Source organism: Streptomyces sp. NPDC049585 (genome assembly GCF_040675615.1).
Taxonomy (GTDB): Bacteria; Actinomycetota; Actinomycetes; order Streptomycetales; family Streptomycetaceae; genus Streptomyces; species Streptomyces luteosporeus.
In genome coordinates this window covers 58,225-82,737 of sequence record NZ_JBFAPE010000025.1, presented here as the reverse complement: position 1 = coordinate 82,737, position 24,513 = coordinate 58,225, and the positions used below count along the sequence as shown (strand labels likewise).

At 73.3% G+C, this 24,513-nt stretch carries 23 protein-coding genes and 2 pseudogenes; 14 read left to right on the top strand and 11 right to left on the bottom strand.

The genetic code is table 11. The features are described 5' to 3' along the window. Positions 1–21 precede the first annotated feature (21 nt). From AB0K17_RS23435 to AB0K17_RS23400, 8 genes are all read left to right on the top strand, one after another. A complete protein-coding gene (locus AB0K17_RS23435) occupies positions 22–849 on the top strand; it encodes a RodZ domain-containing protein (RefSeq protein ID WP_344433960.1) in 828 nt (275 codons plus the stop codon). A 116-nt stretch (positions 850–965) separates the two neighbouring features. Beyond that, the gene (gene rimO, locus AB0K17_RS23430; RefSeq protein WP_365966889.1) at positions 966–2,477 is read left to right on the top strand and encodes a 30S ribosomal protein S12 methylthiotransferase RimO; all 1,512 of its coding nucleotides are present in this window, start codon (positions 966–968) and stop codon (positions 2,475–2,477) included. Beyond that, positions 2,474–3,106, top strand: a complete 633-nt coding sequence (pgsA, locus tag AB0K17_RS23425) for a CDP-diacylglycerol--glycerol-3-phosphate 3-phosphatidyltransferase (RefSeq protein ID WP_365966891.1) — start codon at positions 2,474–2,476, stop codon at positions 3,104–3,106. Before rimO ends, pgsA begins: the two co-directional genes overlap by 4 nt. Further along, complete coding sequence (locus AB0K17_RS23420) at positions 3,103–3,609, top strand: nicotinamide-nucleotide amidohydrolase family protein (protein ID WP_365984124.1); 507 nt, start codon at positions 3,103–3,105, stop codon at positions 3,607–3,609. Before pgsA ends, AB0K17_RS23420 begins: the two co-directional genes overlap by 4 nt. 109 nt (positions 3,610–3,718) lie before the next feature. Further along, entirely contained in the window at positions 3,719–4,102 is a 384-nt protein-coding gene (locus tag AB0K17_RS23415; RefSeq protein ID WP_344433956.1) for a helix-turn-helix transcriptional regulator, read from the top strand. A 212-nt stretch (positions 4,103–4,314) separates the two neighbouring features. Further along, positions 4,315–4,785 carry a DNA starvation/stationary phase protection protein gene (locus AB0K17_RS23410; RefSeq protein WP_365966893.1) on the top strand — a complete coding sequence of 157 codons (471 nt, stop codon included), beginning with the start codon at positions 4,315–4,317 and terminating at the stop codon, positions 4,783–4,785. A gap of 49 nt (positions 4,786–4,834) precedes the next feature. Then, positions 4,835–5,062, top strand: a complete 228-nt coding sequence (locus AB0K17_RS23405; protein WP_365966894.1) for a hypothetical protein — start codon at positions 4,835–4,837, stop codon at positions 5,060–5,062. Positions 5,063–5,139: 77 nt separating this feature from the next. Beyond that, complete coding sequence (locus AB0K17_RS23400; RefSeq protein ID WP_365984123.1) at positions 5,140–5,403, top strand: hypothetical protein; 264 nt, start codon at positions 5,140–5,142, stop codon at positions 5,401–5,403. A gap of 43 nt (positions 5,404–5,446) precedes the next feature. Here AB0K17_RS23400 and AB0K17_RS23395 read toward each other — a convergent pair whose 3' ends face one another. The 3 genes from AB0K17_RS23395 to AB0K17_RS23385 all read right to left on the bottom strand — a co-directional run bounded on the left by AB0K17_RS23395 (position 5,447) and on the right by AB0K17_RS23385 (position 12,104). Then, the gene (locus AB0K17_RS23395) at positions 5,447–6,262 is read right to left on the bottom strand and encodes a DNA-formamidopyrimidine glycosylase family protein (protein WP_365984122.1); all 816 of its coding nucleotides are present in this window, start codon (positions 6,260–6,262) and stop codon (positions 5,447–5,449) included. Between the two features lie 52 nt (positions 6,263–6,314). After that, positions 6,315–11,072 (bottom strand): ATP-dependent helicase, encoded by a 4,758-nt coding sequence (locus AB0K17_RS23390; protein ID WP_365984120.1) that lies wholly within the window; start codon positions 11,070–11,072, stop codon positions 6,315–6,317. Between the two features lie 111 nt (positions 11,073–11,183). Beyond that, the gene (locus AB0K17_RS23385) at positions 11,184–12,104 is read right to left on the bottom strand and encodes a hypothetical protein (RefSeq protein WP_365966898.1); all 921 of its coding nucleotides are present in this window, start codon (positions 12,102–12,104) and stop codon (positions 11,184–11,186) included. An 81-nt stretch (positions 12,105–12,185) separates the two neighbouring features. On the opposite strand from AB0K17_RS23385, the gene AB0K17_RS23380 reads away from it, so the two are divergent. The 4 genes and pseudogenes from AB0K17_RS23380 to recX form a co-directional block, all read left to right on the top strand. Further along, positions 12,186–12,380, top strand: a complete 195-nt coding sequence (locus AB0K17_RS23380) for a DUF3046 domain-containing protein (RefSeq protein WP_344433949.1) — start codon at positions 12,186–12,188, stop codon at positions 12,378–12,380. 57 nt (positions 12,381–12,437) lie between these two features. Next, positions 12,438–13,661, top strand: a complete 1,224-nt coding sequence (locus tag AB0K17_RS23375) for an AI-2E family transporter (protein ID WP_365984119.1) — start codon at positions 12,438–12,440, stop codon at positions 13,659–13,661. Between the two features lie 197 nt (positions 13,662–13,858). Next, positions 13,859–14,977 (top strand): recombinase RecA, encoded by a 1,119-nt coding sequence (gene recA / locus AB0K17_RS23370; protein ID WP_365966900.1) that lies wholly within the window; start codon positions 13,859–13,861, stop codon positions 14,975–14,977. Further along, positions 14,899–15,483: pseudogene (gene recX, locus AB0K17_RS23365) on the top strand (recombination regulator RecX); the annotation flags it as partial. The gene recA and the pseudogene recX, both read left to right, overlap by 79 nt. A gap of 137 nt (positions 15,484–15,620) precedes the next feature. Here the strand turns inward: recX and AB0K17_RS23360 are convergent. From AB0K17_RS23360 to AB0K17_RS23325, 8 genes and pseudogenes are all read right to left on the bottom strand, one after another. Then, positions 15,621–15,986: pseudogene (locus AB0K17_RS23360) on the bottom strand (rhodanese-like domain-containing protein); the annotation flags it as partial. Continuing rightward, positions 15,983–16,510: a cysteine dioxygenase gene (locus AB0K17_RS23355; RefSeq protein ID WP_365984118.1), complete on the bottom strand. Its 528-nt coding sequence runs from the start codon at positions 16,508–16,510 to the stop codon at positions 15,983–15,985. The pseudogene AB0K17_RS23360 and the gene AB0K17_RS23355, both read right to left, overlap by 4 nt. Positions 16,511–16,635: 125 nt before the next feature. Continuing rightward, positions 16,636–16,722, bottom strand: coding sequence for a putative leader peptide (locus AB0K17_RS23350; protein ID WP_361747052.1), 87 nt, complete (start codon positions 16,720–16,722; stop codon positions 16,636–16,638). 33 nt (positions 16,723–16,755) lie between these two features. Next, on the bottom strand, positions 16,756–18,552 hold the full coding sequence (locus AB0K17_RS23345) for an FAD-dependent monooxygenase (protein WP_365984117.1): 1,797 nt from the start codon (positions 18,550–18,552) through the stop codon (positions 16,756–16,758). A 199-nt stretch (positions 18,553–18,751) separates the two neighbouring features. After that, on the bottom strand, positions 18,752–19,651 hold the full coding sequence (locus AB0K17_RS23340) for an amino acid ABC transporter permease (protein WP_365966902.1): 900 nt from the start codon (positions 19,649–19,651) through the stop codon (positions 18,752–18,754). Beyond that, positions 19,648–20,298, bottom strand: coding sequence for an amino acid ABC transporter permease (locus AB0K17_RS23335; protein WP_365966903.1), 651 nt, complete (start codon positions 20,296–20,298; stop codon positions 19,648–19,650). The genes AB0K17_RS23340 and AB0K17_RS23335 overlap by 4 nt, the downstream gene beginning before the upstream one ends. A 49-nt stretch (positions 20,299–20,347) precedes the next feature. Then, positions 20,348–21,265 carry a glutamate ABC transporter substrate-binding protein gene (locus AB0K17_RS23330; protein WP_365966904.1) on the bottom strand — a complete coding sequence of 306 codons (918 nt, stop codon included), beginning with the start codon at positions 21,263–21,265 and terminating at the stop codon, positions 20,348–20,350. A 75-nt stretch (positions 21,266–21,340) separates the two neighbouring features. Beyond that, positions 21,341–22,117, bottom strand: a complete 777-nt coding sequence (locus AB0K17_RS23325; protein WP_365966905.1) for an amino acid ABC transporter ATP-binding protein — start codon at positions 22,115–22,117, stop codon at positions 21,341–21,343. A gap of 267 nt (positions 22,118–22,384) precedes the next feature. On the opposite strand from AB0K17_RS23325, the gene AB0K17_RS23320 reads away from it, so the two are divergent. Continuing rightward, positions 22,385–23,089, top strand: coding sequence for a response regulator transcription factor (locus AB0K17_RS23320; protein ID WP_365966906.1), 705 nt, complete (start codon positions 22,385–22,387; stop codon positions 23,087–23,089). Between the two features lie 16 nt (positions 23,090–23,105). Next, positions 23,106–24,503, top strand: a complete 1,398-nt coding sequence (locus AB0K17_RS23315; RefSeq protein ID WP_365984116.1) for a HAMP domain-containing sensor histidine kinase — start codon at positions 23,106–23,108, stop codon at positions 24,501–24,503. Positions 24,504–24,513 lie beyond the last annotated feature (10 nt).

The following is a 24,513-nucleotide window of genomic DNA, read 5'->3' as shown; positions in this document are numbered from 1 at the left end:
GCACGCTCGAAAGGCGCCCACGTGTCCATCGGCAACTCTTCAGAGGACGACAGGCCGGAGGACGACCGGCCCTCCGTCGGACGTTCCCTCCAGCAAGCCCGCATCAACGCCGGACTGACCGTGGACGAGGTCAGTTCCGTCACGCGAGTGCGCGTGCCGATCCTGCACGCGATCGAATCGGACGACTTCAGCCGCTGCGGCGGGCGCGTCTACGCCCGCGGGCACATCCGCACCCTGGCGCGTGCCGTCGGCGTCGACCCCGCCCCGCTCGTCGCCCAGTACGACGCCGAGCACGGCGGCCGGCCGGTGCCCACTCCTGCCGCCCCCCTCTTCGACGCCGAGCGCATCCGCCCCGAGCCCCGGCGCCCGAACTGGACGGCGGCGATGGTGGCCGCCATCGTCGCCGTCATCGGATTCGTCGGCTTCACCCTCTTCAGTGGTGGGAGCAAGGACGGGCCGGTCGCCGCCGACCCCGCCTCGGCCAAGCCCTCGGCCGCCCCCAGCGCCAAGGCGGGCCAGAAGAAGGGCAAGGGTGCCACCGACCCCAAGGCGGAGGCCTCGGCCAGCGCCATCGCCGGCGTCCCCGCCAACAAGGTCACCGTCAAGCTCACCGCCGAGAACGGCCAGACCTGGATGTCCGCCAAGGACGGCACCGGAAAGATCCTCGACGAGGGCGTGCTCAAACAGGGCGCCTCCCGCACCTTCACCGACAACAAGCGCATCGACCTCGTCCTCGGCAACGCCGGAGCCGTACAGCTGTTCGTCAACGGCAAGGAGATCAAGAACCTCGGCCAGGACGGCCAGGTCCAGCGGCTGAGCTACACCCGGGGCGACCCGACGACCGGCTGACCGGCGGCGGCCGGCCCCGCACGGCGGGCGCCGGGGAGCCCGGGGTGATCAGGCTCTCCGTGCCCGTCGGCCACTCGGCAACGGATGCGGTGCCGGGACAAAGTAGGCTGAGCCCTATGCCCGAACGCCGTACCGTCGCTCTTGTCACACTTGGCTGCGCCCGTAACGAGGTGGACTCGGAGGAGCTGGCAGGCCGCTTGGCGGCGGACGGCTGGGACCTCGTGCAGGACGCCGCCGACGCCGACGTGGCCGTCGTCAACACCTGCGGCTTCGTCGACGCCGCCAAGAAGGACTCCGTCGACGCCCTCCTGGAGGCCAACGACCTCAAGGAGCACGGCCGCACCCAGGCCGTCGTGGCCGTCGGCTGCATGGCCGAGCGCTACGGCAAGGAGCTCGCCGACGCGCTGCCCGAGGCCGACGGCGTGCTCGGCTTCGACGACTACGCCGACATCTCCGACCGCCTGCAGACCATCCTCTCCGGCGGCATCCACGCCTCCCACGCCCCGCGCGACCGGCGCAAGCTGCTGCCGATCAGCCCCGCGGAGCGCCAGGCCGCCACCGGCGTGGCCCTGCCCGGCCACGCCCAGGACGCCCCCGACCCCGAGGAGAGCGCCCCGGCCGACCTGCCGGCAGGCCTCGCCCCGGCCTCCGGGCCGCGCGCCCCGCTGCGCCGCAGGCTCGGCAGCAGCCCGGTCGCCTCGGTGAAGCTGGCCTCCGGCTGCGACCGCCGCTGCTCCTTCTGCGCGATCCCCTCCTTCCGCGGCTCCTTCGTCTCGCGCCGTCCCTCCGACGTGCTGAACGAGACGCGCTGGCTGGCCGAGCAGGGGGTCAAGGAGATCATGCTGGTCTCCGAGAACAACACCTCCTACGGCAAGGACCTCGGCGACATCCGGCTGCTGGAGTCGCTGCTGCCGGAGCTCGCCGCCGTCGACGGCCTGGAGCGCATCCGGGTCAGCTACCTGCAGCCGGCCGAGCTGCGGCCCGGCCTGATCGACGTGCTCACCTCGACCGAGAAGGTCGCCCCCTACTTCGACCTGTCCTTCCAGCACTCCGCGCCCGGCGTGCTGCGGGCGATGCGCCGCTTCGGCGACACCGACCGCTTCCTGGAGCTGCTGGAGACCATCCGCACCAAGGCGCCGCAGGCCGGTGCCCGCTCCAACTTCATCGTCGGCTTCCCCGGCGAGAGCGAGGCGGACCTCGCCGAGCTCGAGCGCTTCCTGAACGGGGCGCGGCTGGACGCCATCGGCGTCTTCGGCTACTCCGACGAGGAGGGCACCGAGGCGGCCACCTACGAGGACAAGCTGGCCGAGGACGTCGTCGCCGAGCGCCTGGCGCACATCTCCCGGCTGGCCGAGGAGCTCACCGCGCAGCGCGCGGAGGAGCGTGTCGGTGAGACGATCGAGGTACTCGTCGAGCGCGTGGACGACGAGGACGGCGTGATCGGACGCGCGGCCCACCAGGCGCCCGAGACCGACGGCCAGGTGCGGCTCACCATGGATCCCATGGACACCGCACAGGCCGCGATCGGCCGCATGGTGGTCGCCAAGGTGGTGGCGAGCGAGGGCGTGGACCTCGTCGCCGAACCGCTGGGGAGCGGGGGCGGGTGTACCGAGGAGGCGGGCAGATGAGCGGACTCCCAGCCTCCGCCACGGGCGGCCCGGCCCCGCGGACGGGCGTCCGGCCGGCCGGGCTGTGGAACATCGCCAACATCCTCACCATGATCCGTCTGGTCCTGGTGCCGGGATTCGTGCTGTTGATGATGCACGGCGGCGGGTACGACCCGGCCTGGCGCTCCTTCGCGTGGGCGGCGTTCGCAGTCGCCATGATCACCGACCTCTTCGACGGTCACCTGGCGCGGACGTACAACCTGGTCACCGACTTCGGCAAGATCGCCGACCCCATTGCCGACAAGGCGATCATGGGTGCGGCGCTGATCTGCCTGTCCGTGCTCGACGACCTGCCGTGGTGGGTCACGGGCGTGATCCTCTTCCGCGAGATCGGCATCACGCTGATGCGGTTCTGGGTCATCCGGCACGGAGTGATCCCGGCCAGCCGGGGCGGCAAGCTGAAGACGCTCTTCCAGGGCGTCGGCACCGGCATGTACATCCTCGCCCTCGAAGGCCCGCTCGCGACCTTGCGCTTCTGGGTGATGGCGGTCGCCGTCGTATTGACGGTGCTGACCGGGCTCGACTACGTGAAGGAAGCCCTGCGGCTGCGCCGGGCCGGACGGGCGGCCCCGAAGGAGTCCGCACGATGAGTGCCGCGGCCGTGCTGGCGGCGCTGGAGGCCCGCGGGCAGACCGTCGCCGCCGCCGAGTCCCTGACCGGGGGCCTGGTCGCGGCCGAGCTGACCGCCGTCGCCGGCGCCTCGCGCTCGGTGCGCGGCTCGGTCACCGCGTACGCCACCGGGGTCAAGCGCGACGTGCTGGGCGTGGACGGGGAGCTGCTGACGGCGCGCGGGGCCGTCGACGCCGAGGTGGCCCGTTCGATGGCCGAGGGCGTGCGCCGTCTGCTGGCCGCCGACTGGGGCATCGCGACCACGGGCGTGGCCGGGCCCGACGCGCAGGACGGCAAGGCCGTCGGCACCGTCTACGTGGCGGCGGTGGGTCCGAGTGGCTCCGGAGATGTCCGGGAACTGTCGCTGAACGGCGACCGGACGGGTATCCGGAGGGAAAGCGTACGGGCGGTCCTCGCGCTGCTCCTGCGCGAACTGACAGAGAACGCGGGGGCAAAGGATACGGAACACGACGGGGGGAATTGATGTTTGCAGCCCTGAGTGAACACGACATAGCTCCCCGCACGGCCGCACCCCGAGGCGGTACGGTGGGGCGTGAAGGAACCGGATTCGCGGTCCAAGGAGGGAGCCACCGATGATTCTGCTCCGTCGCCTGCTGGGTGACGTGCTGCGTCGGCAGCGCCAACGCCAGGGCCGCACTCTGCGCGAGGTCTCCTCCTCCGCCCGGGTCTCGCTCGGCTACCTCTCGGAGGTCGAGCGCGGGCAGAAAGAGGCGTCCTCCGAGCTTCTCTCCGCAATCTGCGACGCTCTGGACGTACGGATGTCCGAGGTCATGCGCGAGGTGAGCGACGAGCTGTCGCTGGCCGAGCTGGCGCAGTCGGCGGCGGCGAGCGAGCCGGTACCCGCGCCGATGCGGCCGATGTTCAACCCGATGTCCGTGCCGTCCGTCACGGGCGTTCCGGGCGAACGCGTGACGATCAAGGCTCCGGCAGAGGCTGTCGACGTGGTCGCGGCCTGATTCAGGGGCCCTGCCGGCCCACCGGGCCGGCGCCGTCCGGAAGGCGTCCGTTTCACCTGCGAGATCCCGGTCAGAAGCCTGACCGGGATCTCCGTTTTTCCGGCCGCCCTCGGCGTCCGGCCGGTCCGGCGCCTTTGTGCCATGGTGGAGAAACGGGATCCCCGTGAATCAATCGGTGCAAACCGGTCGCACAGTCGCAGAGGAGGACATGCATGTCTGTCGTCAAGAGCCCGCTGCCCGAACAGGACCGGAACATCGTCGGTGACGCCCTGCAGGGCGCCCTCGTCGATCTCGTCGACCTCTCGCTCGTCGCCAAGCAGGTGCACTGGAACGTCGTCGGACCCCGTTTCCGCTCCGTCCACCTCCAGCTCGACGAGGTCGTCGCCAGCGCCCGCCAGCACATGGACACCGTCGCGGAGCGCGCCTCCGCCCTCGGCATCTCCCCGGACGGCAGGGCCGAGACCGTCGCCAAGACCAGTGGCATCGACCCGGTCGGCGGCGGCTGGACCAAGGACAACGAGGTCGTCCGCATCATGATCGCCGCCCTGGGCACCGTCATCGCCCGGATGCGCGAGCGCATCGAGGCCACCGAGAAGCCGGACCCGGTCACCCAGGACCTGCTCATCGGCCTCACCGGCGACCTCGAGAAGCACCACTGGATGTTCCAGGCGGAGAACGCCTGAGGCCCGCCCCCCGGTGGCGGTGGCGGCGCGCAGACGGTCTCCTGAGGGCATGAGCGAGCACCCGGTGATCCGCTACACGCGCGAGCTGATGGTGGTCACGGACCTCGACCAGGCGGCCGCCGGCGTCTTCGTACGCACCGTCTACCAGGAGGGCGTGCACGAGGGCGAGCAGCGCGTCATCGCCGAGGTGCACCGGCGCGACCGGGAGATCGCCGAGCTCGAACAGCAACTGGCCAGGCTGCGCGCGGCGCCGCCGGCCGACGGGCCCGCTGCATAGGGACCGTTCCACGCGGTCGTCCCGCTGCTCGCCCGTTGTGCGGGCGGGCTCCGGAGGAAGCCGAAGGAGGCAGCGCGATGGTCCGGCACGACCGGGGGCCCACGGGGGCGTTCGGCCGGGTCCTCGTGCTCCTGGTGGCCGGACTGTGGTGCTGGGCCGTCTACCGGCTGCTCCTGCAGCCGGGACGGGCCGGCTTCATGGAGGGCGTCGTCGCCGCCGGCGGCTGGGGGCTGAGCCTGCTGCCGGTCCACTGCGCCCCGCGCGGGCGGGAGGGCCCCCGGCGGGCACCGGCCGACGACCGGCCCGGGGACGCCGGGGAGACCGTCGCCGAGGAGCCCTGAGCCCCCTCCGCCGCCCTTCCGGGCTGCGGGACGCGATCCGCTGTCACTCGTTCGGACCAATGGCGGGCGGCGGCGGGCCCGCCTGACAGTGCGGGCACCAGAACGTCGTACGTTCCCGGCCGGCCGTGCCCTGGGCGGCGGCCAGCACCGGGGAGCCGCAGCGGCGGCAGGGCCGCTCGGCCCGGCCGTAGACCCACAACCGGCGGTCCGGACGGGCGTCGGCCGTCGTGATGCGGGCGGGGCGCGCCTTGTTCGCCTCCAGCAGCTTCTTCGCCAGCCCCACCAGCCGTCCCGCGTCGGGCAGCGAGGCGACTGGCAGCCATGGGGAGATGCGCAGCAGGAAGCACAGCTCGGACTTGTACACATTGCCGACGCCGGCGAGATTGCGCTGGTCGAGCAGCGCCTCGCCCACCGTGCGCCCCGGATCGGACAGCAGACGGCGCACGGCCTCCTCCGCGTCCCAGTCCGGCCCCAGCAGGTCGGGGCCCAGGTGCCCCACCACCTCGGCCTCGTCGGCCGTGCGCAGCAGGTCCAGCGCGGGCAGCCGGTAGCCGACGGCGGTGCGCTCGGCGTTGCCGAGCACGGCGCGGATCTGGTGGTGGGGGCCGCCGCGCGGGGGCTCGCCCGTGCGGCCCACGCGCCACGAGCCGTCCATGCCGAGGTGGGAGTGGAGCGTCAGACCGCCCTCGACGCGGGTGAGCAGGTGCTTGCCGCGGGGGACCACCTCGGTGACCGTCCGGCCGGTGAGGTCGGTGGTGGCGAGCCGAGGAACCCGCAGGTCGCTACGGGTCAGCGGAGCGCCGGCCAGGGCCTCGTGCAGGGTCCGGGCAGTGCGCCAGACGGTGTCTCCCTCGGGCATCTCCTTCGCTCCTCCTTCCCGCTCGGCCCGCTGAGCCCATGATGTGGGCAGGTCACGAGGGCCGCAGGCGCAACCCCCGGGGCGTGGCGTGGAAGCCGGCGCCCTCCAGCACGGTGCCCAGCGGCGAGGTCAGGGCGGCGGCGCCGTTCACCCGTTCGACGGTGACGGTGCCCAGGGCCCCGGCGCGGGCCGCCTCGGCGAGGGCCCCGGCGGCCTCACGCAGCGCCGGGTCGCCGGCACCGGCCCCGGCGTCCTGGGGCCACGCCAGCAGGGTCTTGCCGCCGCGCTCCATGTACAGCACGAGGGCGCCGTCGACCAGCACCACCAGCGAACCCGCCTTGCGGCCGGCCTTGTGGGCGGCGCCCTCGGGGGGCTCGGGCCACGGCAGGGCGGCGCCGTAGGCGTTGGCGGGGTCGGCGGCCGCCAGGACGACCGCGCGGCGCCCGTCCCGGGCGGCCGGCCGGGCATCCCACGGGGCGGCCGGTGCGGGCGCCCCGGCCCGCTCGCGGGCGGTGTTGACGGCCCGCAGCCGGTCGACCGCGCCGTCCATGGCGAACTGCGCGGCGCCCAGGCCCTCGACCACGTAGCCCCGGCGGGCCTGACCGCTCTCCTCGAAGACGGACAGCACCCGGTAGGCCGCGGAGAAGCCGCCCTCCACGCCCTCCGCCGCCACGGCCCCGCGCGTCACCACACCATGGCGGTCCAGCAGGGTGCGGGCCAGGGCGTGGGCCCGGTGCGTCGGCTCGGTCTCCCGCTTCGGCAGCAGCGACCAGCGGCCCGCCACCGTCGGCGGTCCGCCGCGGGAGGCCGTGGCCCGCAGCCCGGCGGCACCCGCCCCCGCACGGGCGGTGAAGGCACCGAAGCGGCCGCGCGGGACGGCGCGCTTCGCGCGGTGCGCGGTCGAGCCGGCGGTGCGCCCCGAGCCCAGCAGCGAGCGCAGCGGCGCCAGGGTGTCGTTGGTCAGCCGGCCCGACCAGGCCAGCTCCCACAGGGCGTCGGCGATCTGCGCGTCCGTGCCGGGGGAGCCGTCGAAACCGGGGTCGGCGGCGCGCACCCGGTCGGCGATCTGGCGGAAGAACAGGCCGTAGCCGCCGGAGAGGGCCCCCAGAACGGCGTGGTGCAGCGGCGAGAGCTCCAGCGGGTGCGGCTCGGGCAGCAGCAGCGGGGCGGCGTCGGCGAGCAGCAAGGTGACCCAGCCGTCCTTGCCGGGCAGGGCGCCCGCACCCGCCCACACCACTTCGCCGGCCGCCGTGAGCTCGTCCAGCATCGCCGGGGAGTAGTCGCCCACCCGGGCGGGCAGCACCAGCTTCTCCAGCGCCGAGGCGGGCACGGGCGCGCCCTGCAACTGCTCGACGGCGCGCAGCAGCCCGTCCACCCCGCGCAGGCCGTGGGAGCCGACGTGCTGCCAGGCCGGCAGGAACGCCGCCAGGGTCGTCGGCGGCACCGGCTCCAGCTCGTGCCGCAACGCGGCCAGCGAGCGACGGCGCAGCCGGCGCAGCACGGCCGCGTCGCACCACTCCTGCCCGATGCCGGACGGGTGGAACTCGCCCTGGACGATGCGGCCGGCCGCCGCCAGGCGGTGCAGGGCGCCGTCGGTGACCGCCGTGCCCAGGCCGAAGCGGGCGGCGGCCGCGGCCGAGGTGAAGGGGCCATGGGTGCGGGCGTAGCGGGCCAGCAGGTCGCCCAGCGGGTCCTTGACGGGCTCGGTGAACGCCTCGGGCACCCCGACGGGCAGGGCGGTGCCCAGCGCGTCGCGCAGCCGGCCGGCGTCCTCGATCGCCGCCCAGTGGTCGCGGCCGGCGATGCGCACCTGCAGGGCCCGCCGGGCGGTGGCCAGCTCCTTGGCCCACTGCGGCTCGGCGCCGCGCCCCGCCAGCTCCTCGTCGGTCAGCGGCCCCAGCAGCCGCAGCAGGTCGGCGACGCCCTCGACGTCCTTGACCCGCCGGTCCTCGGTCAGCCACTGCAGCTCGCGCTCCAGCTCGGTGAGCACCTCGGCGTCCAGCAGCTCGCGCAGCTCGGCCTGGCCCAGGAGCTCGGCCAGCAGCCGGGAGTCCAGGGACAGGGCGGCGGCGCGGCGCTCGGCCAGCGGGGAGTCGCCCTCGTAGAGGAACTGGGCGACGTAGCCGAAGAGCAGGGAGCGGGCGAAGGGGGAGGGCTCGGGCGTGGTGACCTCGACCAGGCGGACCTGGCGGGCCTCGATGTCGCCCATCAGCTCGACGAGCCCCGGCACGTCGAAGACGTCCTTCAGGCACTCGCGGACCGCCTCCAGGACGATCGGGAACGACCCGAACTCGCTCGCCACCTGCAGCAGCTGCGAGGCGCGCTGGCGCTGCTGCCACAGCGGAGTGCGCTTGCCGGGATTGCGGCGCGGCAGCAGCAGGGCGCGGGCCGCGCACTCGCGGAAGCGGGAGGCGAACAGGGCCGAGCCGCCCACCTGGTCGGTGACGACCCCCTCCACCTCGCCCTTGTCGAAGACGACATCGGCGGCCCCGACGGGGGACTGCTCGCCGTCGTACTCCGCGCCCTGCCGGGCAGGGTCGGCGTCCAGCAGATCCAGGCCGAGCAGGTCGGCGTCCGGCAGCCGCAGCACGATGCCGTCGTCGGCGTGCATCACCTGGGCGTCCATGCCGTACCGCTCGGCCAGCCTGGCCCCCAGGGCCAGCGCCCAGGGAGCGTGCACCTGGGCGCCGAAGGGAGAGTGGACGACCACGCGCCAGTCGCCCAGCTCGTCGCGGAACCGCTCGACGACCACCGTGCGGTCGTCGGGCACATGACCGCAGGCCTCGCGCTGCTCCGCCAGGTAGGCAAGGACGTTGTCGGCGGCGCGGTCGTCCAGGCCCGCACCGGTGAGCCGGGCGCGGGCGGCCTCGGGCGCCATGGCGCCGATCTCGCGCAGGAACGCCCCCAGCGCCCGGCCCAGTTCCAGCGGACGGCCCAGCTGGTCGCCCTTCCAGAACGGCAGCCGGCCCGGGGTGCCGGGCGCCGGCGTGACCAGGACGCGGTCGCGCGTGATGTCCTCGATGCGCCAGGAGGTGGTGCCGAGGGTGAACACGTCGCCCACGCGGGACTCGTAGACCATCTCCTCGTCCAGCTCGCCGACGCGCCCGCCGCCCTTCTTGGGGTCGGCCCCGGCCAGGAAGACGCCGAACAGGCCGCGGTCGGGGATGGTGCCGCCGGAGGTGACCGCGAGCCGCTGGGCGCCGGGCCGGCCCGTGAGCGTGCCGGCGACGCGGTCCCACACCAGGCGCGGCCGCAACTCGGCGAAGGCGTCGGAGGGATAGCGACCGGCGAGCATGTCGAGGACGCCGGTGTAGGCGGACTCCGGCAGGGAGGCGAAGGGAGCGGCCCGGCGCACCAGGGCCAGCAGCTCGTCGACGTCCCAGGTGTCCATGGCGGTCATGGCCACGATCTGCTGGGCCAGGACGTCCAGCGGGTTGGTCGGCACGCGCAGCGCCTCGATGGCCCCCTGCCGCATCCGCTCGGTCACCACGGCCGCCTGCACCAGGTCGCCGCGGTACTTGGGGAAGACCACGCCGGTGGAGACCGCGCCCACCTGGTGGCCGGCGCGGCCGACGCGCTGCAGCCCCGAGGCCACCGACGGCGGCGACTCGACCTGGACGACCAGGTCGACGGCGCCCATGTCGATGCCCAGCTCCAGGCTGGAGGTGGCGACCACGGCCGGCAGCCGCCCGGCCTTGAGGTCCTCCTCGACCAGGGCGCGCTGCTCCTTGGACACCGAGCCGTGGTGGGCGCGGGCCAGCACGGGCGGCGCGCCCTTGGCCGGGCCGGAGCCGCCCATCAGCTGGGCGGGGGAGTGGTCCTCCGGCAGGGGCTCGCCGGTGGCGCGCTCGTGGGCGATCTCGTTGAGCCGGTTGCACAGCCGCTCGGCCAGGCGGCGGGAGTTGGCGAAGACGATCGTGGAGCGGTGCTCCTGCACCAGATCGGTGATGCGCTCCTCGACGTGCGGCCAGATGGAGGGCCGCTCCTTGCCGTCGCCGCCCTCCTGCACGGGGGAGCCGCCGAGCTCGCCCAGATCCTCCACCGGGACGACCACCGACAGGTCGAACTCCTTGCCGGACGGCGGCTGGACGATCTCCACCCTGCGCTGCGGGGAGAGGTAGCGCGCCACCTCGCCGACCGGCCGCACCGTCGCCGACAGCCCGATGCGCCGGGCGGGGCGCTCCAGCAGGGCGTCCAGACGTTCGAGGGACAGGGCGAGGTGGGCGCCGCGCTTGGTGCCGGCGACCGCGTGCACCTCGTCGAGGATCACCGTCTCCACCCCCGTGAGCGCCTCCCGCGCCGCGGAGGTGAGCATGAGGAACAGCGACTCGGGCGTGGTGATCAGAATGTCCGGCGGCCGGGTGATCAGAGCGCGGCGCTCGGCCGCGGGCGTGTCGCCGGAGCGGATGCCGACGCGGACCTCCGGCTCGGGCAGCCCCAGGCGCACCGCCTCCTGCCGGATGCCGGTCAGCGGACTGCGCAGATTGCGCTCCACGTCCACGGCCAGCGCCTTCAGCGGGGAGATGTACAGCACCCGGCAGCGCTTCTGGCGCTCGGCCGGCGGGGGGCTGCCGGCCAGCCGGTCCAGGGAGGCGAGGAAGGCCGCCAGGGTCTTGCCGGAACCCGTGGGCGCGACGACCAGGACGTCCGAACCGGCGCCCAGGGCCCGCCAGGCGCCCGCCTGGGCGGCCGTCGGCGCGCTGAACGCTCCCGTGAACCAGGAGCGGGTCGCGGGGGAGAAGGCGGCGAGGGCCGCCGCCGGGTCCTCGGCCGGTCCGTCCGCGGCCGGGGCCGCCGTGTCGTTCGCCATGCCACCCATCGTGCACCGCACCACTGACAAAGCCCGGGTGCCGCCCGCGGGCACCACGGCGCCCCCACGGGGCGCCGTGGTGGCGCGTGACGACGATCCGCCGGAGACGCCCTAGAGGGGTCGGCCGTGGGCGCGCAGGGTCAGCAGGGCCTCGATGGTGATCAGCGGCCGGCACTCCAGGGCCGTGCCCGGCGCCCAGGCCCGCCAGCGCAGCGGCCAGCCCCCGTCCTCCTGCTGCGCCGCGGCCAGGAAGTCCAGCGACCGGGACAGCTCCGCGTCGGTGAACCAGGAGCGGGCCAGCGATTCCGGCGTGCGCGCGTAGTCGTGCGGGTAGTGGTACTCGCCCGGCGCGTACCCCTCCGGCAGCGGATGGCCGGCCGCCTGCTCCGGGTCCAGCACCGCCAGCCGCTGCTCGCGCACCGCGCGGCCCAGCCGCTCGGCCGCGGCCCGGGCCCGCGAGCGGTCCGGGGCGCCGTCGAGGAACGCCACGGCCGCCAGCACCTCGTACGGGTGCGTACGCACCCCCCGGCCCAGGGCCTCGACCGCGGCCCAGCAGAAGTCGGTGGCCCGGAACAGCCACGCGTGCCACACGTCGTTGCGGTGCAGCAGCCCCACCACCGGCCCGGTGGCCAGCAGGTCGCTGGGCGGGTCGGGCACCACCGGGATCCACGGGGCCGCCGGGTAGCCGCGCTGCGCCGGGTGCAGGGCGGGCAGCGCCCCGTCCGTGGTGGAGACGGCGGTCAGGTAGCGGCACACCGGCTCCACGCGGCGGTCGCGGCAGCGGCCGATCTCGTCCAGCACCCGCAGCGCGTGTGCGGTGTGCAGCGGCTGGCTCACCGGACCGCGCAGGTCGGGCTCCAGGGCGTGCCCGAAGCCCCCGTCGGCCCCGGCGTAGGCGTTCAGGGCCGCCTCGACGGCGTCGGGCGTGCCGTCCAGGAAGTGGTACGCGAACCTGCGCTGTTCCAGGACGCGGGCGGTCAGCCAGATGAAGCGCTCGGCACGGGCGGCGGCGGATGCTCCGGAGAGGACCATGGACAAGACCGTAGGGCGCCCCATCGCCCCCGGTCAGCGGCTCGTGCACGGCTGCACTCTCAGGGGCGGGATACTTGGCACATGCGGTTGACGGTCTTCTGGCAGCGAATGGCGGACTACTTCGGCGAGGCGTACGCGGACTCCTTCGCGCGCGACCACGTGATGTCGGAGCTCGGCGGGCGTACCGTCCATCAAGCTCTCGACGCCGGCTGGGAGGCCAAGGACGTGTGGCGCGCGGTGTGCAGGGCGCTGGAGATCCCCGAGAGCAGGCGCTGACCGGCCGCCGACCGGCCCGGGCGCCGGGGGAGGCGCTCATGGGCCACACTTTTGTGCGTGGCAGCCACCGACGATCCCGCCCAGGACGAGCCCAGGCCGCGCCGCGGCGACGACGCCCGGATGCCGCGCTGGCTGCCCCGGGCGGTCGTCGTCACCCTGGCGATCTTCGCCTGCTTCCAGCTGTCCCTGTGGGCCTTCCACCGGCTCACCGGTCTGCTGGTGGACATCCTCATCGCGTTCTTCCTGGCCCTGGCGATCGAGCCGGCCGTCGACCGGCTGGCGGCCCGCGGCATGCGGCGCGGCCTCGCGACGGGCCTGGTCTTCCTGAGCTGCACCGTCCTGGTGGTCGGCATCTTCACGCTGATGGGCTCCATGCTCGCCGGCCAGATCCAGCACATGGTGGAGAACTTCCCCTCCTACCTGGACGCGGTCATCGGCTGGGTCAACCGCACGTTCCACACCAAGCTCTCCCGGGTGCAGATCCAGGAGAGCCTGCTGCACTCCGACTGGCTGCAGAAGTACGTGCGCAACAGCGCCAGCGGCGTCCTCGACGTCTCCGCCACGGTCCTCGGCGGCCTCTTCCAGCTGCTGACGGTGGCGCTGTTCTCGTTCTACTTCGCCGCCGACGGGCCCCGGCTGCGCCGGTCCCTGTGCTCGGTGCTGCCCCCGCAGCGGCAGACGGAGGTGCTGCGCGCCTGGGAGATCGCGGTGGCCAAGACCGGCGGCTACATCTACTCGCGCGCCCTGATGGCCCTGGTCTCCGGCATCGCGCACTATGTACTGCTGCAGGCCCTGGGCGTGCCGTACGCGCCCGCGCTGGCGGTCTGGGTCGGCCTGGTCTCGCAGTTCATCCCGACGATCGGCACCTACCTCGCCGGTGCCCTGCCGATGCTGCTGGCCTTCACCGTCGACCCCTGGTACGCGGTATGGGTGTTGATCTTCGTCGTGGTCTACCAGCAGTTCGAGAACTACCTGCTGCAGCCGCGCATCACCGCGCGGACCGTCGACATCCACCCGGCCGTGGCCTTCGGGTCGGTGATCGCCGGCACCGCGCTGCTGGGCGCGGTCGGGGCGCTGATCGCCATTCCGGTGACGGCGACGCTGCAGGCGTTCCTCGGGGCGTACGTGCGGCGGTACGAGGTGGTGGGCGAGCCGGCGACGGGCACGGACGCGGACGTGGCCCGGGCCGACGCGGAGGCGGGACGCGGGCGGCGCGAGGGGCGCGGCGAGGGGCGGGTCCCGCTGTGGAGCCGGGTGCGGGACCGGCTGCGGAGGCGCTGACTCCGGCCGCTGTCGGCCGCTGTCCGGGGCCGGAGTGGCGCGCTTGACACTAAAATCGAACATCCATTCTTATGGGTGTCCCGGGCCGACGGACCCCAGTTATCCACAGGCCGGGCCGACGCCCGGGCGCATTGTCAGTGGCAGGCGTTAGCGTCGTGGACGTGAAGCGATCGACTCAAGCAAACCGGGTGGAACCCATGGCAGGAACCGACCGCGAGAAGGCGCTCGACGCCGCGCTCGCGCAGATTGAACGGCAATTCGGCAAGGGCGCCGTGATGCGCCTGGGCGAGCGGCCGAACGAGCCCATCGAGGTGATCCCCACCGGGTCGACCGCTCTCGACGTCGCCCTCGGCGTCGGCGGCCTGCCGCGCGGCCGCGTGGTGGAGGTCTACGGACCGGAGTCCTCCGGTAAGACGACCCTGACCCTGCACGCCGTGGCCAACGCCCAGCGCGCCGGTGGCACCGTCGCCTTCGTGGACGCCGAGCACGCCCTCGACCCCGAGTACGCCAAGAAGCTGGGCGTCGACATCGACTCCCTGATCCTGTCCCAGCCGGACAACGGCGAGCAGGCGCTCGAGATCACCGACATGCTGATCCGCTCCGGCGCCCTGGACCTCATCGTCATCGACTCCGTCGCGGCCCTCGTGCCCCGCGCGGAGATCGAGGGCGAGATGGGCGACTCCCACGTCGGCCTCCAGGCCCGCCTCATGAGCCAGGCGCTGCGCAAGATCACCGGTGCGCTCAACCAGTCCAAGACCACCGCGATCTTCATCAACCAGCTGCGCGAGAAGGTCGGCGTGATGTTCGGCTCGCCGGAGACCACCACCGGTGGCCGGGCGCTGAAGTTCTACGCCTCCGTGCGCCTGGACATCCGCCGCATCGAGACCCTCAAGGACGGCACCGAGGCGGTGGGCAACCGCACCCGCGTCAAGGTCGTCAAGAACAAGGTCGCGCCGCCCTTCAAGCAGGCCGAGTTCGACATCCTCTACGGCCAGGGCATCAGCCGTGAGGGCGGCCTGATCGACATGGGCGTCGAGCACGGCTTCATCCGCAAGGCCGGCGCCTGGTACACGTACGAGGGCGACCAGCTCGGCCAGGGCAAGGAGAACGCCCGCAACTTCCTCAAGGACAACCCCGACCTCGCCAACGAGATCGAGAAGAAGATCAAGGAGAAGCTGGGCGTGGGCATCCGGCCCGAGGCCCCGGCGACCGAGCCCGGCGCCGACGCCGCCGGCGGCGAGGGCGAGCCGGCCAAGTCCGTGCCCGCTCCGGCCAAGGCCACGGCCAAGGCGGCGAAGGCCGCTGCCAAGAGCTGAGCCGCACTGTGTCCGACGCACGGCCGGACCGCTGGACCGGTGAGGGCGCCCCTTCCCCGTCGAGGGCCGGGGGCGGAGCGCCACCACCGCCGGAGGAGCAGGCGCGGGCCATCTGCCTGCGCCTGCTCACCGGAACGGCCCGCACCCGCAAGCAGCTCGCGGACGCGCTCGCCAAGCGCGGCATCCCCGACGACGTCGCGGAGGAGGTCCTGTCCCGCTTCGAGGACGTGGGCCTCATCGACGACGCGGCGTTCGCGGGTGCCTGGGTCGAGTCCCGCCACCACGGCCGGGGCCTGGCCCGCCGCGCCCTGGCCCGCGAGCTGCGCACCAAGGGTGTGGACACCGCCCTGATCGACGAGGCGGTCGGGCAGCTCGACGCCGACCAGGAGGAGCGCACCGCGCGCGAGCTCGTCGAGCGGAAGCTGCGCGCCACCCGGGGCCTGGACCGCGAGAAGCGGCTGCGCCGCCTCGCCGGCATGCTGGCGCGCAAGGGCTACTCCGAGGGGCTGGCCCTGCGGGTGGTGCGGCAGGCGCTGGCCGAGGAGGGCGAGGATCCCGAGATCCTCGGCGCCTTCCTCCCCGACGACTGACCGGTCGGCACCGCCTCGACCGCGGTGTCCACCGCCGCCTGCGCCGCCGTGTCCACCGGCAGTCCCGCCGCCCGCCACGCCTGGAAGCCGCCCACCAGGTCCGTGGCGTGCCGCAGGCCGAGGCGGCGCAGGGAGACCGCGGCGAGCGACGAGGCGTACCCCTCGTCGCAGAACACCACCACCGCAAGCGCGTGATGCGTCGCCCGGGCCGAACGGTGGGCGCAGGCCGGGTCGAGCCGCCACTCCAGCTCGTTGCGCTCCACCACCAGCGCCCCGGGGACCGTCCCGTCGCGCTCGCGTTGCGCCGCGTACCGGATGTCGACGAGCAACCCGCCGTCCGCCTGGACGGCGGCGGCCTCGGCCGGGCCCAGTCGGTCGAGCTCCGCGCGCGCGGCCGCCAGCAGATCCTCGACCCTCATGCCCACTCCTGCGGCCACTCGACCTGTTCCAGCCGCAGCACCTGACCGCTGCGGCTGTACCGGCGCATCATCGGCAGCGGCGGGTAGTAGGCGTGCACCGACACGGCATGCGCCTCCCGCGAGACGTTGAGCACCTGGTGCACATGATGCGGGCCGAAGGAGCGGCTGCGCCCGGCGGGCAGGGCGCGCTCCCGGTCGACCCCCTCCGTCAGCTCCAGCATCCGCCATCCCTCCGTGGGCAGGCGTGCGGCCAGCGACTGTTCGGTCAACTTCCCCGTGGCGGTGGCGAAGGCCCCGTGCGAGCCGCCGTGGTCGTGCCAGCCGGTGCCACTGCCCGGAGGCCAGCCGATGAGCCACGCCTCGCTGCCGCCCGGCCCCTCCAGCCGGATCCAGGTGCGGCCCTTGGAGTCCAGGGGCAGTGAGGTGATCAGTGCGGCGTCGGCGGCCGTACGGCGCACGAAGGCGAGCAGGTCGGCCTCCGAGGGTGGTGGCAGGCAGGCGCCGACGGAGCCGGGGGAGGGCAAAGGGGCGGGAGACGCGAAGGGCGCAGGGGTGTGCGGGAACGATGACACGACGGACCGTCCTGTGAGTGATCGCGAAGGAGCGCGCAGGCCCGCGGAAAGGGGCGGCGCGTGAGAGAAGGTGCGGATCAGCAGGACGGGCGACAGACGCAGCCCGCGTAGCGGACGAGGTCGAGATGGACCCTCCGCCAGAACCGGGCGCCGTTGTCAGTCACGCTCCGGAGTCAACCACGCTGCTTCGGACGGGGTCAACGGTTGGCCGTAGCCTCACTGGTGGCCGGACCGGGCCGTCCCGCGGCGGCCCGCTCGTCCTCGTCCGGCTCCCCGTCAGGAGCGGCTTCCCTCTCTTCCCCCTCTTCCGCCGCCTGGCGTGCCGCGTGCGCCGCGCCCCCGCGGGCCGCGTCGGCACAGGCGTACAGCTCGGCCGGCCGGACCCCGGCCAGGGCGGCCACCAGGCGCCCGTCCGGGCGGACCACCAGCACGGTGTGCGCGTCCGCGCCCGGGTAGCCCTCCGTCACCAGCAGTTCCGCCCGCATCGGCAGGGCGGAGACCGCCGCCGCCAGCCGCGGCATCAGCCCCGCGCCCAGCCAGTGCCGCCGCTCCCACACGCCTGTGCCCGGGGCGACGAGCACCACCAGCAGGTCGCCGCCGAGCCGGTCGTGCAGGCGGACCTCCGAGCCGTCCGGGGCCGTCACCGGCACGTCCGTCACCAGTGCCCCCACGGCCGTGCCCACCAGGACGGAACCGGCCGGGGGTGCGGCCGGCGTCAGGGGCGTACGGGTGTACACCGCCGGCGCACCCAGCAGCCCGCGCCCCAAGTGGCCATCGGTCAGCAGCGCGTCGTGCGCCCGCGCGGCGCCCGGCACCAGGCTGCGGCGCACGGTGCGCCAACCACCCTCGCCGCGCACCACCGGCAGCGCGCGGTCCGCCGCGCGCAACCGCGCGGCGATCGCCCCGCGCCGCTCGGCCTGGTAGCTGTCGAGCAGGGCGTCGGAGGCGCCGTGGTGCCAGGCGAGCGCCAGCTTCCAGGCGAGGTTCTCCGCGTCCTTCAGGCCCTCGTCGAGCCCCTGTGTGCCCAGTGCTCCGAGCAGGTGCGCCGCGTCCCCCGCGAGGAAGGCGCGCCCGCTGCGCCAGCGGCGCGCCAGGCGGTGATGCACGGCGTACACGCCGGTGTCCAGCAGCGTGTACGCCGGTGCGTCCCCGCACCAGGCGGTCAGCGAGTCGGTGACCCGCGCCAGCAGCGCCTCGGGGGTGACCAGGGCGCCGTCGGGGGGCAGCACCCAGTCCAGCCGCCAGGTGCCACCGGGCAGCGGGCGGGCCGTCACCTCGCCGCCGCGTGGGGGCGAGCGGTGCAGCACGGCCTCGCCCGGCCACGGCAGTTCGGCGCGCAGCGCGGCGACCGCGTGCCGCTCGACCGCCGTACGGCCCGGGAACCGGGCACCCAGCAGCTTGCGCACCACCGACCGCGCACCGTCGCAGCCCACGAGGTAACTGCCGCGCCAGACCGTGCCGTTGTCGCCGCGGGTGTGCACGGTCACGCCGGAGGAGTCCTGACCCAGCACGGTGACCCGGCTGTCGCGCACGATGCGCACATCCGCCTCCTCGCCGATGGCGGCGAGGAGTTCGCGGGTGAGGGCGTGCTGCGGCAGGTGCAGGGGGGAGGGCTCGGCCGGGCCGGCGGCCGTGTCGTCCTCAGGGGCGTCGTGCGTGTCGTCGTGCGGGCCGTCGTGCGTGTCGTCGTCCGCAAGGCCCGCCTTCCCGCCGTCCCCCGGCGGCGCGAACGGCACCCGCAGCACCTCGCCGCGGCGGCGCAGCGTCCGCCAGCCCGTCCAGCCGGTGCCTTCCGTGGTGGCGCAGCCCAGCCGCCTGAGCATCGCGACGGTCTCCGGCCGCAGCACGGCCGTGCGCGCCGGGCGGCGCTCGTCCTGCCCCGGCCCGCCGGCCGGCGCCTCGTCCAGGACGGTCACAGGAACCTCGTACCGTGCCAGGGCCAGGGTCAGCGCGAGACCGACCGGACCGGCCCCGACCACGATCACCGGGTCCACGGCACTGCTCCCTCGCCCCCGCGCGCGTGGTGCGTACGGGACGTACGGGGACTGGCAGGGGAAAAACGGTGCGCGATCACAGAACGTATGCAACCCACTGCCGCAGCGTGCGTCAAGTGATCGCAGGTCCCGTCAGGGTGCGCCGGACGCGTACGCCCCGTCGGCACCGGGTGGTGGACGGGGCGTCACGGACGGCCGGTCAGTCGCCGCGCGCCTCGTTCGCGCCGGTGGCGCCGGCGGTGGACTCCGTGCCCAGCGCCGCGCTCGCGGCGGGCAGGGCCGGGGGCCGGCCCTTGCGGGAGCGCTGGGTGCGCCGTTCGACCCAGGTGGCGAGCGAGGACAGGGCCAGGCACAGCAGGATGTAGATCGAGCCGAAGACGATCACCATCGGGATGAACGCGTAGACGCCGTTCACCGGAGGGGTCTGCTGGGCGAACGCCTTGCCCACGAACAGCAGTTCCTCGTACAGGATGATGAAGCCGAGCGAGGTGTCCTTCAGGGTCACCACCAGCTGGCTGATGATCGACGGCAGCATGGAGCGCACGGCCTGGGGGACGAGCACGCTCGCCATCACCTGCGTCTTGCGCAGCCCGATCGCGTAGGCCGCCTCGCTCTGTCCCTTGGGCACGGCGTTGATCCCGGACCGGAAGATCTCCGCCTGAACCGAGCCGTTGTACAGCGTCAGCCCGATCACCAGCGCCCACATGGGGTCGGAGGTGAACACCGCCGCGTACAGCAGGAAGATCATGATGAGCAGCGGCATGGCCCGGAAGAACTCCACCACCGCCGTGGCCGCCCACCGCACCGGCCGGTGGTCCGACAGCCGCGCGGTGGCCAGCAGGGCCCCCAGTACCAGCGACAGCACGGCGGCAATGGCGAACGTGCGCACCGTCGTCAGCAGGCCGTCGAGGATGCGCTGCTGGGTCTCGGTGTACTCGTAGTCGTCCCACAGCCCCGCCTGGAACTGCCCGGTGGCGTCCAACCGGTAGACGACGAACGCGAGGAGGCCGGCGATGGCGAGGACGGAGGCGACGCCGTACGCGCGGTTGCGGGCGCGGGCCTTCGGGCCGGGGACGTCGTACAGGACGCTGCCGCTCATCGGGCCACCGCCAGTCGGTTCTCCAGCAGCCGGAACAGACCGCTGATCGAAAACGTGATGAGGATGTAGCAGACCGCGATCCACAGGAAGATCACGAAGATGTTGTAGCCGGAGGCGGCGTTGAGGGTCTTCTGCACCGAGCCGAGCTCGGTGACGTTGAACCCCGAGGCGATCGCCGTGTTCTTGGCCAGCGCGATCAGCAGGCTGCCGATCGGCGGGATCGCCGTGCGGACCGCCTGCGGCAGGACTATGTGCCCGAGCGTCTGCCCGAACGTCATCCCGATCGACCGCGCCGCCTCCGCCTGCCCCACCGGCACCGTGTTGATGCCGGACCGGATGGCCTCGCAGATGAACGCCGAGGTGTAGCAGCCCAGCGCCAGCACCGCCAGCCAGAAGGAGCTCCAGCCCTTCAGTCCCAGCGCCGGCAGGCCGAGCGTGGCGGCCAGGAACAGCAGCACCAGCGGGGTGTTGCGCAGCAGCGTCACCCAGGCGGTGCCGAAGGCACGCAGCGCGGGCACCGGGGAGACGCGGAACGCCGCGACGAGGGTGCCCAGCACCAGGGCGAGCAGCGCGCTGAGCGCCGTCAGTTCGACGGTTCCGACGAAACCTTCGCGGAACATCGCGAAGTTGTCAGACAGAACGTTCACGTTGCGTCTCCGGGTATCGCGAGGCGGTCATCCGGCACCGGTCCGACGGTCAGTAGCGCTCGACGGCGGGGGGCGTCGGGGCGGGGGCGCCGGACAGGCCGAGCGTGGCGTCGTAGGCCTTCTTCCAGTCGCCGTTCTGCTCGTGCGCCTCCAGGGCCTTGTCGACCGCCTCGCGCAGCGCCTTGTCGTCCTTGTTCAGCCCCACGCCGTAGGGCTCCTTGGAGAAGAGGTTGCCCGTCAGCTTCAGCCCCTTGTTCTCGGCCGCGTACCCCTTGAGGATCGCGTCGTCCGTGGTGACCGCGTCGACCGAGCCGTTGACCAGGTCCTGCACGCACAGCTGGTAGCCCTGCTGCGCCTTGACCTCGGCCGCGCCGTACTTGGGGTCCTTGATGCGCTTGAGCGAGCTGGAACCGGTCGCCGAGCACACCTTCTTGCCCTTGATGTCGTCCACGCTCTTGATCGAGCTGTCGGCCTTCACCAGCAGGTCCTGGCCGGCGATGTAGTACGGCCCGCCGAAGCCGACCTGCTTCTTGCGCTCGTCGTTGATGGTGTACGTCCCCACGTACAGATCGACGCCACCGCTGGCGATCTGCGTCTCGCGGGCCTCGGAGGGCACGGACTTGAAGGTGATGTGGTCCTCGTCGAAGCCGAGGTCGGCCGCGATCATCCGGGCGATCTCCACGTCGAAGCCCGAGCGCTTCTTCGTGCCGGGGTTCTCGTAGCCGAGACCGGGCTGGTCGGCCTTGGTGCCGATGGTGATCTTCTTGCCCTTGATCCGCGCGAAGACGGGTGAATCCTTCACGTCCGCCGCGGTGTTCACCTTGTAGGACGGCAGCGCCTTCGCCGAGCTGCTCTCGCCTGACTGGCCGGCCTTGTCGTCGGGGCTGCCCGACTTGCCGCAGGCGGTCGCGGTCACGGCGAGGGCCACCACGACGGCGGCCGCTGCGGCGGTGTTGCGGAGCTTCATGTGGACATCCTTCGAGGTGAACGGGCGGACCGTGGGAGAGGGGATGCGCGTGGGTACGGCACGGCCGGCGACGGCTCAGTGGTGCAGGATCTTGGAGAGGAAGTCCTTGGCCCGGTCGCTGCGCGGGTTGCTGAAGAACTGGTCGGGCCGCGCCTCTTCGACGATGCGGCCGTCGGCCATGAAGACGACGCGGTTGGCGGCCGAGCGGGCGAAGCCCATCTCGTGCGTGACGACGACCATCGTCATGCCGTCGCGGGCCAGCTGTTGCATGACCTCCAGCACCTCGTTGATCATCTCCGGGTCGAGGGCCGAGGTCGGCTCGTCGAACAGCATCACCTTCGGGTCCATGGCCAGGGCCCGGGCGATCGCCACGCGCTGCTGCTGGCCGCCCGACAACTGCGCCGGATACTTCTCCGCCTGGGCGCCGACGCCGACCCGGTCGAGCAGGGTGCGGGCCTTGGTCTCCGCCGCCGCGCGGTCCTTGCGCCGGACCTTCACCTGCCCCAGCACCACGTTCTCCAGCACGGTCTTGTGCGCGAAGAGGTTGAAGGACTGGAAGACCATGCCCACGTCCGCGCGCAGCCGGGCGAGTTCCTTGCCCTCCTGCGGCAGCGGTTTGCCGTCGATGGTGATGGAGCCGGAGTCCGTCGTCTCCAGGCGGTTGATCGTGCGGCACAGCGTCGACTTGCCGGACCCGGAGGGGCCGATGACGACGACGACCTCGCCGCGCGCGATGGTCAGGTCGATGTCCTGGAGCACGTGCAGCGCGCCGAAGTGCTTGTTGACCTTTTTCAGGACGACCAGTGCGTCCGTGGCAGGAGCCACGTCCTTGGTCACCGATACCTCGCTCATCGGCGTTCCTCGCTCCGTCCTCCTCGGTTGGGGAGGACCCTAATGAGCCGCAACGACCAGCGTCATTACATCTGAGCTGAAATTGAGCATAACGATCCGGACTCAAGTGGACACTGAGCGTCAACGGGACGCGCGGCCGCGTACGGCGTACCGGCTGCATAACGGAAGCCGCTGGACGAGCCGGTACCCCTTGACGTACAGGCCATCCATCGGCGTGGATGCGGTGTTGCCCGTGCGGTGTGCCGCACCAGCCGGCGGAGGAGGCCGATGAGACTGCTGCTCGTGGAGGACGACGACCATGTCGCCGCGGCCCTGTCGGCCGTCCTGGCCCGGCACGGCTTCGACGTCACCCACGCCCGGAGCGGTGAGGAGGCCCTGCAGGCGCTGCTGCCCACCGCGGGCGCGCCGTTCGGCGTCGTCCTGCTCGACCTCGGCCTGCCCGACCAGGACGGCTTCGAGGTCTGCGGCAGGATCCGCAAGCGCACCACCACGCCCGTCATCATGGTCACGGCCCGCTCCGACACCCGGTCGAAGATCCACGGGCTGAACCTGGGCGCCGACGACTACGTGGTCAAGCCCTACGACACCGGCGAGCTCCTCGCGCGCATCCACGCCGTCGCCCGCCGCACGCCGGCCGGGCGCGGCGCTCCGGGCCGGCCCAAGGAGCCCGAGGGGCCGCACGCGCTGCGGCTGGGCCCGGTCACCATCGAACTGCCCAACCGCCGTGTCTTCGTGGACGGCGAGCCCGTCTCCCTGACCCGCAAGGAGTTCGACCTGCTGGCCCTGCTCGCCCAGCGCCCGGGCGTCGTCTTCCGCCGGGAACAGATCATCAGTGAAGTCTGGCGCACCAGTTGGGAGGGCACCGGCCGCACACTGGAGGTGCACGTCGCCTCGCTGCGCGCCAAGCTGCGCATGCCCGCCCTCATCGAGACCGTGCGGGGCGTCGGCTACAAGATCGTCGCCCCGGTCTGAGGGACCGCGACGCGCCGTGCACACCCGACTGCTGCCCCTGCTCATCGTGCTGATGGCCGGCGTCCTGCTGGCCCTCGGCTTCCCGCTCGCCGCCGGCATGGCGGCCGTCGAACAGCAGCGGGTGGTCGTCGACCGCATCGACGACACCGCCCGTTTCGCCTCGCTCGCCCAGTACGTCACGGCCAGGCCCGCCGACCGCACCGAGTCCATGGCCGAACCGCTGACCACCCTCAACACCGAACTGCGGCGGTACGAGGACCTCTACGACATCCGCGTCGGCGTCTTCCACCGCGACGGCCGCCCCCTGGCCGTCGCCCCCGACTGGACGCTGCCCCGCGAGGGCGAGGCGCGCCAGGCCTTCCAGGAGTCCCTCGCCGGGCGCCGCAGCCACGATCCCGCGCAGGTCTGGCCCTGGGCCCGCAACCGGCTCACCGTCGCCTCGCCCGTCGTCCGCGACGGCGACGTCGTGGGCGTCGTGGTCACCCAGTCGCCCACCGGGGCCCTGCGCTCGCGCATCCTGCACAGCTGGCTGCTGCTGGCCTCCGGTGAGCTCGCCGCGATGCTCGTCGCCGTCGGCGCGGCCTTCCGGCTGACCGGCTGGGTCCTCAGGCCCGTACGGACCCTCGACGCGGCGGCCCACGACATCGCCACCGGCCGCATGAAGTCCCGCGTCGCCGCCGACAGCGGCCCCCCGGAACTGCGCCGCCTCGCCCGCTCCTTCAACGAGATGGCCGACAACGTCGAGGACGTCCTCGAACAGCAGCGGGCCTTCGTCGCCGACGCCTCGCACCAGCTGCGCAACCCCCTGTCCGCGCTCCTGCTGCGCATCGATCTGATGGCGCTGGACCTGCCGGACGGGCACACCGAGATCGAGTCGGTGCGCACCGAGGGCAAGCGCCTGGCCCGCGTCCTGGACGACCTGCTGGACCTCGCCCAGGCCGAGCACGCCGCCGCCCAGCCGCAGCTCACCGACATCGCCGAGCTCGTCACCGACCGGGTGGGCGCCTGGCTGCCGGTCGCCGAGCGCAACGGCGTCGCCCTGAACTATCGCGGACCGCGCGCCGCCACCGGCTGGGCCGACCCCATAGCCCTCTCCAGCGCCCTGGACGCCGTCGTCGACAACGCCCTGAAGTTCACCCCGTCCCGTGCCCGCGTCGAGGTCCTGGTCGAGGTGGCCGGCCCCCACGTGCACATCACCGTCGCCGACGGCGGCCCGGGCCTGACCGACGAGGAGCTCACCCGCATCGGCGACCGGTTCTGGCGCAGCAACCGGCACCAGAACGTCTCCGGCTCGGGCCTCGGGCTGTCCATCACCCGCGCCCTGCTCACCCCCGGCGGTGCCACCCTGGCGTACGAGCACAACCGCCCCACGGGGCTGCGCGCGACCATATCCGTCCCCCGCGACGCCGGATGACCGCGCCGCA

Bases quoted from the DNA above. Each gene is read 5' to 3' on its own strand.
- AB0K17_RS23415 (WP_344433956.1), top strand. From the start codon at position 3,719: ATGATTCTGCTCCGTCGCCTGCTGGGTGACGTGCTGCGTCGGCAGCGC.
- AB0K17_RS23325 (WP_365966905.1), bottom strand. From the start codon at position 22,117: ATGAGCGAGGTATCGGTGACCAAGGACGTGGCTCCTGCCACGGACGCA.
- AB0K17_RS23400 (WP_365984123.1), top strand. From the start codon at position 5,140: ATGGTCCGGCACGACCGGGGGCCCACGGGGGCGTTCGGCCGGGTCCTC.
- pgsA (WP_365966891.1), top strand. From the start codon at position 2,474: ATGAGCGGACTCCCAGCCTCCGCCACGGGCGGCCCGGCCCCGCGGACG.
- AB0K17_RS23330 (WP_365966904.1), bottom strand. From the start codon at position 21,265: ATGAAGCTCCGCAACACCGCCGCAGCGGCCGCCGTCGTGGTGGCCCTC.
- AB0K17_RS23320 (WP_365966906.1), top strand. From the start codon at position 22,385: ATGAGACTGCTGCTCGTGGAGGACGACGACCATGTCGCCGCGGCCCTG.
- AB0K17_RS23405 (WP_365966894.1), top strand. From the start codon at position 4,835: ATGAGCGAGCACCCGGTGATCCGCTACACGCGCGAGCTGATGGTGGTC.
- AB0K17_RS23385 (WP_365966898.1), bottom strand. From the start codon at position 12,104: ATGGTCCTCTCCGGAGCATCCGCCGCCGCCCGTGCCGAGCGCTTCATC.
- rimO (WP_365966889.1), top strand. From the start codon at position 966: ATGCCCGAACGCCGTACCGTCGCTCTTGTCACACTTGGCTGCGCCCGT.
- AB0K17_RS23390 (WP_365984120.1), bottom strand. From the start codon at position 11,072: ATGGCGAACGACACGGCGGCCCCGGCCGCGGACGGACCGGCCGAGGAC.
- AB0K17_RS23340 (WP_365966902.1), bottom strand. From the start codon at position 19,651: ATGAGCGGCAGCGTCCTGTACGACGTCCCCGGCCCGAAGGCCCGCGCC.
- AB0K17_RS23395 (WP_365984122.1), bottom strand. From the start codon at position 6,262: ATGCCCGAGGGAGACACCGTCTGGCGCACTGCCCGGACCCTGCACGAG.
- AB0K17_RS23420 (WP_365984124.1), top strand. From the start codon at position 3,103: ATGAGTGCCGCGGCCGTGCTGGCGGCGCTGGAGGCCCGCGGGCAGACC.
- AB0K17_RS23380 (WP_344433949.1), top strand. From the start codon at position 12,186: ATGCGGTTGACGGTCTTCTGGCAGCGAATGGCGGACTACTTCGGCGAG.
- recA (WP_365966900.1), top strand. From the start codon at position 13,859: ATGGCAGGAACCGACCGCGAGAAGGCGCTCGACGCCGCGCTCGCGCAG.
- AB0K17_RS23410 (WP_365966893.1), top strand. From the start codon at position 4,315: ATGTCTGTCGTCAAGAGCCCGCTGCCCGAACAGGACCGGAACATCGTC.